This is a genomic window from Georgenia sp. M64 (genome assembly GCF_038049925.1).
Lineage (GTDB): Bacteria > Actinomycetota > Actinomycetes > Actinomycetales > Actinomycetaceae > Georgenia.
This window is the reverse complement of the sequence record NZ_CP145809.1, coordinates 2802207-2815309: the sequence shown is the minus strand read 5'-3', so window position 1 is coordinate 2815309 and position 13103 is coordinate 2802207. Positions and strand designations below refer to the sequence as shown.

Genomic DNA, 13103 nt, shown 5'->3' with positions numbered 1-13103 from the left:
CTCGACAGAGTTACGGCGGTCATAGCGAGGGGGAAACGCCCGGTCCCATTCCGAACCCGGAAGCTAAGCCCCTCAGCGCCGATGGTACTGCACGGGAGACTGTGTGGGAGAGTAGGACACCGCCGAACACCATTGTGGAAAGGCCACACCCGAAAGGGTGTGGCCTTTCTGCATTCCCGGTCCCAACAGATTTCAGCATCTCCGGACCCACAAAGGCGCCGTGCCCGCGCGGGTGCCCGCTCCCTTCTTCGTATCCGACCTCTCCCCGACCCGGGCCGGGCGTACCGCTTACCGCTCACACCACGGGCACAGACACACTCCCAGCGCCGGGCCGCCACGCGACTTGGTGGCTCAGGACGCCGTGCCGGTGTCCCGCGCCGGTGTCCGATGCTCGGCCACGTGAGCAGCGGTGGAAGCGGGTCGCTCTAGACTCAGCCGCATGGATGACACAGCTACCGGCCCGGACATCAAGCCCCGTAGCCGCACGGTCACGGATGGCATCGAGGCCACCGCCGCGCGCGGCATGCTTCGCGCGGTGGGTATGGGCGACGAGGACTTTGCCAAGCCCCAGATCGGAGTCGCGAGCTCCTGGAACGAGATCACCCCCTGCAACCTCTCCCTCGACCGCCTGGCGCAGGCCGCGAAGGACGGCGTCCACGCCGGCGGCGGATATCCACTCCAGTTCGGGACCATCTCGGTCTCTGACGGGATCTCGATGGGGCACGAGGGGATGCACTTCTCGCTGGTCTCCCGCGACGTGATCGCCGACTCCGTCGAGACCGTCATGCAGGCCGAGCGCCTCGACGGATCGGTGCTGCTCGCCGGGTGTGACAAGTCGCTCGGTGGTAACTATAACCATCCTAAGGTAGCGAAATTCCTTGTCGGGTAAGTTCCGACCTGCACGAATGGCGTAACGACTTCTCCGCTGTCTCAACCGCGAACTCGGCGAAATTGCACTACGAGTAAAGATGCTCGTTACGCGCAGCAGGACGGAAAGACCCCGGGACCTTTACTATAGCTTGGTATTGGTGTTCGGTACGGCTTGTGTAGGATAGGTGGGAGACTGTGAAGCATTCACGCCAGTGAGTGTGGAGTCATCGTTGAAATACCACTCTGGTCGTACTGCACATCTAACCTCGGTCCGTGATCCGGACCAGGGACAGTGCCTGGTGGGTAGTTTAACTGGGGCGGTTGCCTCCTAAAATGTAACGGAGGCGCTCAAAGGTTCCCTCAGCCTGGTTGGCAATCAGGTGTCGAGTGCAAGTGCACAAGGGAGCTTGACTGTGAGACTGACAGGTCGAGCAGGGACGAAAGTCGGAACTAGTGATCCGGCGGTGGCTTGTGGAAGCGCCGTCGCTCAACGGATAAAAGGTACCCCGGGGATAACAGGCTGATCTTGCCCAAGAGTCCATATCGACGGCATGGTTTGGCACCTCGATGTCGGCTCGTCGCATCCTGGGGCTGGAGTAGGTCCCAAGGGTTGGGCTGTTCGCCCATTAAAGCGGTACGCGAGCTGGGTTTAGAACGTCGTGAGACAGTTCGGTCCCTATCCGCTGCGCGCGCAGGAAACTTGAGAAGGGCTGTCCCTAGTACGAGAGGACCGGGACGGACGAACCTCTGGTGTGCCAGTTGTTCCGCCAGGAGCACGGCTGGTTGGCTACGTTCGGGAGGGATAACCGCTGAAAGCATCTAAGCGGGAAGCCTGCTTCAAGATGAGGTTTCCACCAGGCTTGTCCTGGGAAGGCCCCCAGCAGACCACTGGGTTGATAGGCCGGATGTGGAAGCGAGGACTAACGACTCGTGAAGCTGACCGGTACTAATTGGCCGACAACTTGCCACAACACAAAGCATCCAAACGACTGCTTGCGTCCACTGTACGGTTCCCGGGTAACGCACCCCGCACCCCACACACCCCACCACCACCCCCACACCGGGTGGCCGGCGGAAACGAGGGGAACGCGGAAGGGGTTGCGCACAACTCGACAGAGTTACGGCGGTCATAGCGAGGGGGAAACGCCCGGTCCCATTCCGAACCCGGAAGCTAAGCCCCTCAGCGCCGATGGTACTGCACGGGAGACTGTGTGGGAGAGTAGGACACCGCCGAACACCATTGTGGAAAGGCCACACCCGAAAGGGTGTCAAGGGACAGTGGGAACTGCCCAGGGGCGGTCGTGAGACCTGCCCGGTGACGGTCACGGGATCTGCCCGGTGATGGCCATGGGATCTGCCCAGGGGCTGGCCATCACCGGCCCGGGTGGTCAGGCCAAGGGCGTCACTCCTCGACCGGAGAGGGCCTGGGACAGGCGGACGGACTCGCCGCTGGTCTGGCAGACGTGGGCGTGGTGGAGGAGCCGGTCGACGGTCGCGGTGGCGATGGTCTTGGGCATGAGCTCGTCGAACCCGGCGGGGTGGAGGTTGGAGCTGATCGCGACGGCTCGTTTCTCGTAGGCGGCGTCGACGAGGCGGTAGAGGCCCTCGGCGGCGTCGGTGGCGACCGGGAGGAGGCCGATGTCGTCGACGACCACGAGGTCGGCGCGCAGCACCTTCGCGATGGCCTTGGTGACGGTGTCGTCGGCGCGGTGCCTGCGCAGGAGGGCGCCGAGGTCTTCGAGGGTGAACCACGAGACCCGCAGGCCTTGCTCGACGGCTTGGTGCCCCAGGGCCTCGAGCAGGAACGTCTTCCCGGTCCCCGACGGCCCGCAGACGACGAGGTTCTCCTTGCGGTGGACCCACTCCAGGGTCCGTAGCGCGTGCTGGGTCGGGACCGGGATCGAGGACGCGGCCTCGTCCCAGGCGTCGAACGTCTTGCCGGTGGGGAACCCGGCCGCGGTCCGGCGGGTGGCCAGGGAGGCCCGGTCCCGGCCGGCGGCCTCCTCGGCGAACAGGGCCCGTAGAACCTCGACGGGTTCCCAGCGTTGGGCCTTGGCGGTGGCGATGACCTCGGGTGCCTGGTGGCGGATGTGGGGCAGGCGCAGCCGGCGGAGCAGGGCCTCGAGGTCGCCGGGTAGCGGCGGCGCGGACGGCACTCCCAGGGCCGGCACGCTCGTGCGTGTGGTCGTGGTGGTCATCAGGCCACCTCCTCGACGCCGGGGCTGGCGGGCGGTTGCTGGCCCAGGGCGGCCCAGCCGGCGGTGCCCTGGGTCAAGGAGCGGTCCTCCCCGGCGCGGTGGACCTCACCGTCGCTCGTGCCCGCGTGGTTCAGGATCGAGGGCAGGTCGGCCTCGGCGAAGCGGGCGTGGACGGCGGCGTGGCCCAGGGCCCAGTCGACCTCACCGGGATCGAAGAGCTTGGCCAGGGCGACGGCCTCGGCCATCTTGACCCGCATCTTCGTCGTGCCGGCCGCGGCGGCCTCGCTCAGCCAGAGCCGGGCCCCGTCACCCAGGGCGAGGAACTCGATCTCCGCGGCGCTCTTCGGACGCGGCCGGCGCTCCAGGGCACCGGCCGGGGCGGGCGGGAAGTGCGCGTCGTCGATGCTCGGGGAGCCCGGTGTGGCGCGGGCGTGGCGGGCGACCTCGACCGGGCCGGACTCGCCGGCGTGGACGATGACGACCTGCTCCCCAGGCCCGGCGCCGTAGGTGCGGACCCACACCCTCTCCCCGAGGAGGTGATGCGGCACGGAGTACTGCCCGGCCTCGAAGGTCACCATCGGGGAGTTCGCCGGCACCTGCCGTGTCAGCCCGAACGCGACCGTGTGCGGGGCCGCCGGCAGGGCATGCAGGCGGGCGCGTTCCTCGGCCAGCATCTCCGCCGGGACCCGCCGGGTGACCCGGTGGACCCGGTGATTGACCAGATCGGTGAACGCCTGACAGGCCGCCTCGAGCTCGGCGAACGAGGCGTAACCGGGCAGCAGGTTCGTCTCCTTCGGGACCAGGTCGGCCTTGGCGACCTTGACCGTGGCCTCCGTCCCGCCCTTGCTTGCCGGGTCGGCCGGCTCGCACGTGAGCACGCTGACCCCGTAGTGCCGGGCGAAGGCCACCATCTGCGGGTTCCGCACCGCCATCCCGGCGATGTGCTCGACGGTGACGGTCTTCTCGTTGTCGGTCAGCACATACGTCGGCACCCCACCCAGAACCCGGAAGACCTGGTCCAGGGCGGCGAACACGCTCGGCATCGTCTTGTCCCTGATCGCCAGCACGACCCGGAACCTCGACCACGCCAGCCACGCGCAGAACAACACCGTCCGCGCGCCGTCGATGACCGGGCCGTCACCGAAGTCGTACTGCAACCACAGCCCCGGCTCGGTGACCCAGGGCCGATGCACCCGGGCCCTGCCCTGCCGGTAAGCCTTCTTCACCGCCGCGACCGCCCGGCGGGTTGTCCGCTCCGACCCGGTGAATCCCAGGGCAACCAGCTTGTCATGGGCGATGTCGGCGCGGATCTTGCCGTTGCTCTTGTCCACCCACTCCTCGACCTTGGGCAAGAACTCATCGATCAGCTGCGGACGGGCCGCCGGCCTCTCGCTCAACCGTCCCGCGTCACGAGCGGCGACGTATCGGGCGACGGTGTGATGGGAGACCCCGGCGAGCTCGCCGGCGTCCCTGTACGAACCAGTCAGATCAAACGCTTCGAGAATTTCCATGATCTCCTCGGCAGACTTCACGTTGTCCCTCCTCGGGGCGATGGGCGCTTCAGCACCGCCATCGCACCCGAGGAGGGGCCCCGAACCGCGTCAGCGCGGCAGGGCAGGAATGTCGTGTCGGGCAGATCCCATGACCGTCAGCGGGCAACTCTCACGACCGCCACCGGGCAGCTATCTGGCCGCCTCCGGGCAGTCTCCCGTGGCCGCCAACAAAAGGGTGTGGCCTTTCTGCATTACTGGACGCCTTTCTGCATTACTGGACGCCTTTCTGCATTACTGGACGCCTTTCTGCATTCCTGAACGGCGGTCTGCGTTCCCGGACGACGGTCTGCTGCACTACGGCTCGGGCTTACCGGTAAGTCGGCCTCCACAGGCCATCTCGCCTCGGCGACCGTCTCGCTTCCCTCGGCTCGTCGACCGCCGGCCGCGCCCGGCTCGTGGACGGCCGAGCTCAGAGGCCGCCGAGGACCTGTGCCAGGAGAATCTTGACCACCATGGCGGTGGGGTAGACAAGGGCGTAGCCCAGCGCCACCCGGGGGTCGTGGCCGGTGCGGCCGTTGGCGTAGGCCAGGAGCGCCGGCTGTGTCTGCGTTCCGCCGAGGATGCCCGCAAGCCGTGTGCCGCCGCTGTGGAACCCCCAACGCAGAACGGCGAAGGTCCCCGCGCCCACCACGAGCGTGGTCGCGAGACCGAGGATGAAGATGGCGACCACGTCGCCCGAGGTGAAGGCGTCGGTGATGAGGGAGCCGGCCTTGGTCCCGGCGTAGGCGAGGAAGACAAGGAGGCCGAACTCGGAGAGGACCATGGACGCGGTGTAGGGCAGTGCGGTCACCACCCGCCCGATCCGGCCGATGCGGCCCATGATCAGGCCGACGATGAGTGTGCCTGCCGCGGCGCCGATCGAGAACGTCGCACCACCGGGGACGGGGATGGGGATCTCACCGATGAGGAGGCCGACGAGCAGACCCAGGCCGAACGCCGCGGGGTTGATGTCCGAGAGGCCACGTGCGGAGTCGCCGAAGTACCGGGTGACCTCGTTCATCCGCGAGGTCGGCGCGACCACCCGGACCCGGTCGCCCATCTGGACGACGAGGTCGGGCGTGGCGACCATGTCGACGTCTCCGCGCCGGACCCGCGCGACGGTCGCCTGGAACCTCGTCTCGAGACCCAGCTGGCCGACCGTCCGGCCGGCGAGGCGGGGGTCGGAGACCGTCATCCGTCGGAAGTCCAGGTGCGAGCGGTCGAGCATGAGGTCGTGGGAGGAGCGGTGGCCGAGCTCGGCGGTGAGCGTCTCGATCTCCGTCGTCGGCCCGACGACGGTGATGACGTCCCCCGCGTGGAGCACGGTGTCGTCCGGCACGCTCTCGGCCGGCCCGGTCTCCTCCCGGCGGATCCTGGAGAAGAGCAGCTGGCCACCGTGCCTGCTCCGCAGCTCGGCCACCGTGGGCTGAGCCTCCGTGTCCACCCGCAGGGTGACGTCGACGACCGGTGCCGGGGCGTCGGTGTCGGTGGCGCTGAAGCGCAGGGCGAGCGTGGTCAGGGCCAGCATGCCCAGCACGCCGAACAGGTAGGAGACGGCGTACCCCACCGTGGCCGCCGGTGTCCCGCCCGCCGCGGCGAGGGCGGGGGTGTTGGTGAGCGCTCCCGCGAACGTTCCGGCGATCGTCTCCGCACCGAGGCCGAGGGTGCGGCCCAGGCCCACCGCCGTGGCGGCACCGGCGACGAGGACGGCGGCGACCGCAAGCATGACCGGCCAGGCCGTGCGCAGGGTGTGGAAGAAGTTGGGGCCCGACGTGATGCCCGTGACGAAGGCGAAGACCGCCAGGCCGAGGAACCCCACGACCTCCGGTATCTCCACCGTGATGCCGGAGGAGTCGGCCCACGCCGTGACCCCGATGGCGCTGAAGAGCACGGCGGCCGCACCGAGCGAGATGCCCCGGACGGAGATCCGGCCGATGACCGCGCCGACCCCCAGCACCCCGAAGAGGAGCAGCAGCGGCTGCTCGGCCAGGGTCGTGAAGACTGCCTGCATGTCGGCTCCCGGTGGTTCGGTCCTAGACGCAACCTAGCGCCGCGTGGCGGCGACGGGCACGGGCGGAGGTCACGGACCAGGTGTGCCGATCGCCACTGGGCCCAGGTCCGGCGCACCGATACCGCGGACCGGACGCCACAGGCGCAGGAGCGTTCAGCCTCGCGCCGATTCGGTGGCGGGCCGTCGACGGTTCTGCGGCGGGCCGCCGGCCGGTGGTGAGCGCTCCCCACGGCACATCCCCTGCGTGGTCGAAGCGCCCGACGACCGTCCAACATCTGGCTCCGTGCTCCACGATGTGAGACAACGCTGGTGTGGCGTGACCAGCGGCGGCGTCCGGGCTATGGTGTGTGCCATGCACCACCTCGTAGTAGTTCCCGGGCGCGCAGCCCGTCGCTGACGACGACGCTGCGCGCGCCCCTCGGCACCCCCGCGGACGGGGGCGAGGGGTTTTTTCATGTCCGCGGCAGGACCCCGAGCACCACCCTCGACGCAGTACCGCCCCCAGGAGGCTCATGATGGCCAAGGCACCGCACCCGGCGCCCCCGCGTCCCGCAGCCACGACCGCTCCGGTCCCCGTCCGTCCGACGCCGGTCGTAGCCTCGCCCGACCGTGAGCGGATCTCCGAGCCCTCCACCGGCGCCCGCAACATCGTCCGGGCGCTCGAGGAACTCGGCGTCGAGACCATCTTCGGGATGCCGGGCGGCGCCATCCTGCCCACCTACGACCCGCTGTACGACTCCACCCTGCTGCGGCACATCCTCGTCCGGCACGAGCAGGGGGCCGGCCACGCGGCTACCGGCTACGCGGCGGCCACGGGCAAGGTCGGCGTGTGCATGGCGACCTCCGGCCCCGGGGCCACCAACCTCATCACCGCGCTCGCCGACGCCAACATGGACTCCGTGCCCGTCGTCGCGATCACCGGCCAGGTCGGTGCCGCGATGATCGGCACGGACGCGTTCCAGGAGGCCGACATCGTCGGAGCGACGATGCCGGTGACGAAGCACTCCTTCCTCGTCACCGACGCCGACGAGATCCCCGCTCGCATCGCCGAGGCGTTCCACATCGCGTCCACGGGTCGTCCCGGCCCGGTGCTCGTCGACATCGCCAAGTCCGCCCAGGTGGCAGCCTCGACGTTCGTCTGGCCGCCGCAGATGGACCTGCCCGGGTACCACCCCGTCACCAAGCCGCACGCCCGGCAGGTCCGCGAGGCCGCCCGGCTCCTGGCCACGGCCAGCCGGCCCGTGCTCTACGTCGGCGGTGGAGCGATCCGTGCGAACGCGTCGCCGGAGCTGCTCGAGCTCGTCAACCTCTCCGGCGCGCCGGTCGTGACGACCCTCATGGCACGCGGCGCGGTGCCGGACTCCCACCAGCAGAACCTCGGCATGCCGGGTATGCACGGCACCGTCCCCGCCGTCGCGGCCCTGCAGAAGGCCGACCTCATCGTCGCGCTCGGTGCCCGCTTCGACGACCGCGTCACGGGCCGGCTGGACAGCTTCGCCCCCCGGGCGAAGATCGTCCACGCCGACATCGACCCCGCCGAGATCTCCAAGAACCGCACCGCCGACGTGCCGATCGTGGGCGACCTCAAGGAGGTCGCGACCGAGCTCGTCAGCGAGCTCGCGGCCGCCCACGTGCAGTACGGCCGCCCCGACCTCGCCAGGTGGTGGCAGCAGCTCGACGAGCTGCGCGAGCGCTACCCGCTGGGCTGGACCCCGACCGAGGACGGCCTGATCGCGCCGCAGCACGTCATCTCCCGGCTGGGCGAGATCGCGGGCCCGGACGCCATCTACGCCTCCGGCGTGGGGCAGCACCAGATGTGGGCGGCCCAGTTCATCAGCTACGAGAACCCGCGCACGTGGCTCAACTCCGGTGGGCTGGGCACCATGGGCTACGCGATCCCCGCAGCCATGGGGGCCAAGGCCGCCCGGCCCGACGCGACGGTGTGGGCCATCGACGGCGACGGCTGCTTCCAGATGACCAACCAGGAGCTGGCGACCTGCGCCCTCGAGGGCATCCCCATCAAGGTGGCCCTCATCAACAACTCCTCCCTCGGCATGGTCCGGCAGTGGCAGACCCTCTTCTACGAGGGCCGCTACTCGCACACCGACCTCCACACGGGGCACGAGACCAAGCACATCCCCGACTTCGTCAAGCTCGCGGAGGCCTACGGCTGCGTGGGCCTGCGGTGCGAGTCCGCCGCGGACATCGACGACACCATCCGCAAGGCGATGGAGATCAACGACGCCCCGGTCGTCATCGACTTCGTCGTCAGCCGCGACGCGATGGTCTGGCCGATGGTGGCCGCCGGCGTCGGCAACGACGACATCCAGTACGCGCGCGGCATCACCCCCGCGTGGGACCGCGACGAGTGAGCAGGAGCCACCCATGAGCAAGCACACCCTCTCCGTCCTCGTCGAGAACAAGCCCGGCGTCCTCACCCGCGTCGCGGCCCTGTTCGCCCGACGCGCCTTCAACATCCACTCCCTGGCGGTGGGCCCGACCGAGCACCCCGAGATCTCCCGGATCACCGTCGTCGTCGACGCCGCCGAGCTGCCGCTGGAGCAGGTGACCAAGCAGCTCAACAAGCTCGTCAACGTGCTCAAGATCGTCGAGCTCGAGCCGGACTCATCCGTCCAGCGCGAGCTCCTCCTGGTCAAGGTGCGCGCCGACGACGCCTCCCGCACGGCCGTCCTGCAGGTCGTCGAGCTCTTCCGCGCCCACGTCGTCGACGTCGCGCCCGACGCCGTGACGATCGAGGCGACCGGTGGCGACGGCAAGATCCGCGCCCTGCTCACCGCCCTCGAGCCGCACGGCATCCGTGAGATCGTCCAGTCCGGCGCGGTCGCGATCGCCCGTGGGTCGCGCTCGATGACCGACCGGGCGGTGGAGCGGGCCGTCCGGACCGCCTGACCTGCCACCCTTGACCGCACGACCCAGCCGTCCCGCGCCGCAGGCGCGAGCACTTTCCAACCGAGAAGGAGAACCATCGTGGCCGAGCTGTTCTACGACGACGACGCCGACCTGTCCGTCATCCAGTCGAAGAAGGTCGCCGTCGTCGGCTACGGCAGCCAGGGGCACGCGCACGCGCTGAACCTGCGCGACTCCGGCGTCGACGTCACCGTCGGCCTGCGCGAGGGTTCCGCCTCCCGGGCCAAGGCCGAGGAGCAGGGCCTCAAGGTCGCCACGGTCGGCGAGGCCGTCGCCGGCGCGGACCTCGTCGTCGTCCTGGCGCCCGACCAGCACCAGCGAGGCCTGTACGCGCAGGACATCGCCCCCAACCTCAAGCCCGACGCCGCGCTGCTCTTCGCGCACGGCTTCAACATCCGCTTCGGCTACATCCAGCCCGAGGCCGGCCACGACGTCGTCATGGTCGCCCCGAAGGGCCCCGGCCACCTCGTGCGCCGGGAGTACGAGGCCGGGCGCGGGGTCCCCGTCATCGTCGCCGTCGAGCAGGACGCCACCGGTACGGCCTGGGAGACCGCCCTCAGCTACGCCAAGGCCATCGGCGGTCTGCGCGCCGCCGGCATCCGCACCACGTTCACCGAGGAGACCGAGACCGACCTCTTCGGCGAGCAGGCCGTGCTCTGCGGCGGTGTCTCCCAGCTCATCCAGTACGGCTTCGAGACCCTCACCGAGGCGGGCTACCAGCCCGAGGTCGCCTACTTCGAGGTCCTGCACGAGCTCAAGCTCATCGTCGACCTCATCTACGAGGGCGGCATCGCGAAGCAGCGGTGGTCGGTCTCCGACACCGCAGAGTACGGCGACTACGTCTCCGGCCCGCGCGTCATCACCCCGCAGGTCAAGGAGAACATGAAGGAGGTCCTGGCGGACATCCGCTCCGGGGCCTTCGCCAAGCGCTTCATCGACGACCAGGACGCCGGCGCGCCGGAGTTCCAGGAGCTGCGTGCCAAGGGGGAGGCGCACCCGATCGAGTCCACCGGCCGCGAGCTGCGCAAGCTCTTCGCGTGGGTCGAGAGCAAGGACTCCGACTACGTCGAGGGCCACGCCGGCCGCTGACCGGGCCGGTCGCGACGCCGCCCCCGCCGGGGGCGGCGTCGCTCCATTCCAATTCATGAGACCGAGGTATCACGTGGTGGACAACGCCGGTAGGTTCGCAGCATGACGCGCACGATCAGGCTCGCGGTGGTGGCAGGGGACGGCATCGGCCCGGAGGTGGTCGCGGAGGGCCTGAAGGTCCTCGGCGCGGTGCTCGACGGCTCCGACGTCCAGGTCGAGCAGACTCCCTTCGACCTCGGCGCGGCCCGCTGGCACCGGACCGGCGAGACGCTCACCGACGCGGACCTCGAGGCCATCGCCGGCCACGACGCGATCCTTCTCGGCGCGATCGGTGACCCCTCGGTCCCCTCGGGCGTGCTCGAGCGTGGCCTGCTGCTGAAGCTGCGCTTCGCGCTGGACCACTACGTCAACCTGCGTCCCTCCACGCTGTACCCGGGCGTGCCGACGCCGCTCGCCGACCCGGGCGAGATCGACTTCGTCGTCGTCCGTGAGGGCACCGAGGGCCCCTACGTGGGCAACGGCGGCGCGATCCGCGCCGGCACCCCCCACGAGGTGGCCAACGAGGTCTCGGTCAACACCGCCTTCGGCGTCGAGCGGGTGGTGCGGGACGCCTTCGCCCGCGCCCAGGCCCGGCCTCGCAAGAAGCTGACCCTCGTGCACAAGCACAACGTGCTCGTCCACGCCGGCCACCTGTGGCGGCGCACCGTCGAGACGGTCGGGGCCGAGTTCCCCGACGTCGCGGTGGACTACGCCCACGTCGACGCCGCGACGATCTACCTCGTCACGGACCCCGCCCGGTTCGACGTCATCGTCACCGACAACCTGTTCGGCGACATCCTCACCGACCTCGCCGCCGCCATCACCGGCGGCATCGGGCTGGCGGCCTCGGGGAACATCAACCCCGACCGGTCGACGCCGTCGATGTTCGAGCCGGTCCACGGCTCCGCCCCGGACATCGCCGGCCAGGCCAAGGCCGACCCCACCGCCACGGTGCTCTCGGTCGCGCTCATGCTCGAGCACCTCGGCCTGGTCGACGAGGCGCGCCGGATCTCCGGCGCCGTCGCCGCGGACATCGCCGGCCGCGACGGCACCGCGCGGTCGACCTCGCAGGTCGGCGACGCACTGGCGGCCCGAGTACGGTCCTGACGCCGCGCGCGCCGCTGCGCTCGGCGCGCGCACGTCATCACCCCCCGAGCCCGTCCGCCGACCCCGGCGACGGGCCGGGCGGCGCTACCGTCGTTCCGAGAACCGATCCCAGCCGAGAAGGTCACCATGAGCACCTCGTCCGAGCAGGTCGCCACCCTCACCGGGCTCTCCGCCGCCCAGCTCCCGCCCGCCGCGGAGGTGGCGAAGCGGTTCCCGCTGACCCCCAACACGGCCCCGGCCGGCGCCGACGCGCACGGTGAGGTCATGGGCAAGCTCTCCTTCGGGGTCGCGTTCACCGACCACATGGGCCGCGCCCGCTGGACGCAGGAGCGAGGCTGGCACGAGCGGCGCACCGAGGCCTTCGGGCCGCTGACGATCTCCCCGGCCGCCGCCGTCCTCCACTACGGCCAGGAGGTGTTCGAGGGGCTCAAGGCCTACCGGCACGACGACGGGTCGGTCTGGACCTTCCGGCCCGGCTTCAACGCCGCCCGGTTCAACGCATCGGCCCGTCGCCTGGCCCTGCCCGAGCTGCCCGAGGAGGACTTCGTCGGCTCGCTCGCCGCGCTCGTCGCGGCTGACGAGCGCTGGGTCCCCGGGTCCGAGGGCTCGAGCCTGTACCTGCGCCCCTTCATGGTGGCCACCGAGGCGTTCCTCGGGGTCCGGGCCGCGCACGAGATCGACTACCTCGTCATCGCGTCGCCCGTGGGCCCGTACTTCCCGCACGGCTTCACCCCGGTCTCGATCTGGGTCTCGCAGGACTTCCACCGTGTCGGCCCCGGCGGGACGGGCGCGGCCAAGACCGGCGGCAACTACGCCGCGTCGCTGCTGCCCCAGCAGGAGGCCTACGCCAAGGGGTTCGAGCAGGTGTGCTTCCTCGACGCGGCCACCGGCACGCAGCTCGAGGAGCTGGGCGGGATGAACGTCTTCGTCGTCGACGCCGACGGCGCGGTGCGCACCCCGGCGCTGACGGGCACCATCCTCGAGGGCGGGACCCGGGCGTCGATCCTGCAGCTCCTGCGCGACGGCGGTCGGGAGGTCCGCGAGGAGACGATCACCCTCGCGGCCCTGCTCGAGCAGATCCGGTCCGGGGCGGTGCGCGAGCTCTTCGCGTGCGGGACCGCGGCGGTCATCACGCCGATCGGCCGGCTCGCCGGCGCCGACTTCGACGTCACGGTCGCCGACGGCGCCCCGGGGGAGACCACGCGCGAGCTCTACGGCACGCTCACCGAGATCCAGTACGGCCACCGACCGGACCCGCACGAGTGGATGTACCGGCTCGTGTGATACCCGCCGCGCTCTCGTGCGGAACGGGGGGACGTCGCGGTTCGA

General features: G+C 70.1%; 8 protein-coding genes, 2 rRNA genes and 2 other annotated features. Of the genes, 7 read left to right on the top strand and 3 right to left on the bottom strand.

The window, feature by feature from the left end; genetic code table 11:
• Positions 1-11 precede the first annotated feature (11 nt).
• Together rrf (AAEM63_RS12695) and rrf (AAEM63_RS12690) are read left to right on the top strand one after the other, a co-directional pair.
• Positions 12-128, top strand: a 5S ribosomal RNA gene (gene rrf / locus AAEM63_RS12695).
• 691 nt (positions 129-819) lie between these two features.
• Positions 820-911: a sequence feature (23S ribosomal RNA rRNA prediction is too short), on the top strand.
• Positions 912-955: 44 nt separating this feature from the next.
• Positions 956-1828, top strand: a sequence feature (23S ribosomal RNA rRNA prediction is too short).
• Between the two features lie 161 nt (positions 1829-1989).
• Positions 1990-2106 (top strand): 5S ribosomal RNA (gene rrf / locus AAEM63_RS12690).
• Positions 2107-2258: 152 nt separating this feature from the next.
• Here the strand turns inward: rrf (AAEM63_RS12690) and istB are convergent.
• The 3 genes from istB to AAEM63_RS12675 form a co-directional block, all read right to left on the bottom strand.
• Positions 2259-3068 carry an IS21-like element helper ATPase IstB gene (gene istB, locus AAEM63_RS12685; RefSeq protein WP_341358079.1) on the bottom strand — a complete coding sequence of 270 codons (810 nt, stop codon included), beginning with the start codon at positions 3066-3068 and terminating at the stop codon, positions 2259-2261.
• On the bottom strand, positions 3068-4600 hold the full coding sequence (gene istA, locus AAEM63_RS12680; RefSeq protein WP_341358078.1) for an IS21 family transposase: 1533 nt from the start codon (positions 4598-4600) through the stop codon (positions 3068-3070). The genes istB and istA overlap by 1 nt, the downstream gene beginning before the upstream one ends.
• Positions 4601-5030: 430 nt before the next feature.
• Positions 5031-6611, bottom strand: coding sequence for a TrkA C-terminal domain-containing protein (locus AAEM63_RS12675; protein WP_341358630.1), 1581 nt, complete (start codon positions 6609-6611; stop codon positions 5031-5033).
• A gap of 515 nt (positions 6612-7126) precedes the next feature.
• On the opposite strand from AAEM63_RS12675, the gene AAEM63_RS12670 reads away from it, so the two are divergent.
• From AAEM63_RS12670 to AAEM63_RS12650, 5 genes are all read left to right on the top strand, one after another.
• Positions 7127-8983 (top strand): acetolactate synthase large subunit, encoded by a 1857-nt coding sequence (locus tag AAEM63_RS12670; RefSeq protein WP_341358629.1) that lies wholly within the window; start codon positions 7127-7129, stop codon positions 8981-8983.
• Positions 8984-8996: 13 nt separating this feature from the next.
• Positions 8997-9521, top strand: a complete 525-nt coding sequence (gene ilvN, locus AAEM63_RS12665; protein ID WP_123913664.1) for an acetolactate synthase small subunit — start codon at positions 8997-8999, stop codon at positions 9519-9521.
• Between the two features lie 78 nt (positions 9522-9599).
• Positions 9600-10628, top strand: coding sequence for a ketol-acid reductoisomerase (gene ilvC / locus AAEM63_RS12660; RefSeq protein WP_341358628.1), 1029 nt, complete (start codon positions 9600-9602; stop codon positions 10626-10628).
• Positions 10629-10730: 102 nt separating this feature from the next.
• Positions 10731-11774, top strand: coding sequence for a 3-isopropylmalate dehydrogenase (locus tag AAEM63_RS12655; protein ID WP_341358627.1), 1044 nt, complete (start codon positions 10731-10733; stop codon positions 11772-11774).
• Positions 11775-11900: 126 nt separating this feature from the next.
• A complete protein-coding gene (locus AAEM63_RS12650; RefSeq protein WP_341358626.1) occupies positions 11901-13058 on the top strand; it encodes a branched-chain amino acid aminotransferase in 1158 nt (385 codons plus the stop codon).
• The last annotated feature ends 45 nt before the right edge of the window (positions 13059-13103 follow it).

Excerpts from the sequence above, each read along its gene's own strand:
- AAEM63_RS12675 (WP_341358630.1), bottom strand. The coding sequence starts at position 6,611 with ATGCAGGCAGTCTTCACGACCCTGGCCGAGCAGCCGCTGCTGCTCCTC.
- AAEM63_RS12650 (WP_341358626.1), top strand. The coding sequence starts at position 11,901 with ATGAGCACCTCGTCCGAGCAGGTCGCCACCCTCACCGGGCTCTCCGCC.
- ilvN (WP_123913664.1), top strand. The coding sequence starts at position 8,997 with ATGAGCAAGCACACCCTCTCCGTCCTCGTCGAGAACAAGCCCGGCGTC.
- istB (WP_341358079.1), bottom strand. The coding sequence starts at position 3,068 with ATGACCACCACGACCACACGCACGAGCGTGCCGGCCCTGGGAGTGCCG.
- AAEM63_RS12670 (WP_341358629.1), top strand. The coding sequence starts at position 7,127 with ATGGCCAAGGCACCGCACCCGGCGCCCCCGCGTCCCGCAGCCACGACC.
- AAEM63_RS12655 (WP_341358627.1), top strand. The coding sequence starts at position 10,731 with ATGACGCGCACGATCAGGCTCGCGGTGGTGGCAGGGGACGGCATCGGC.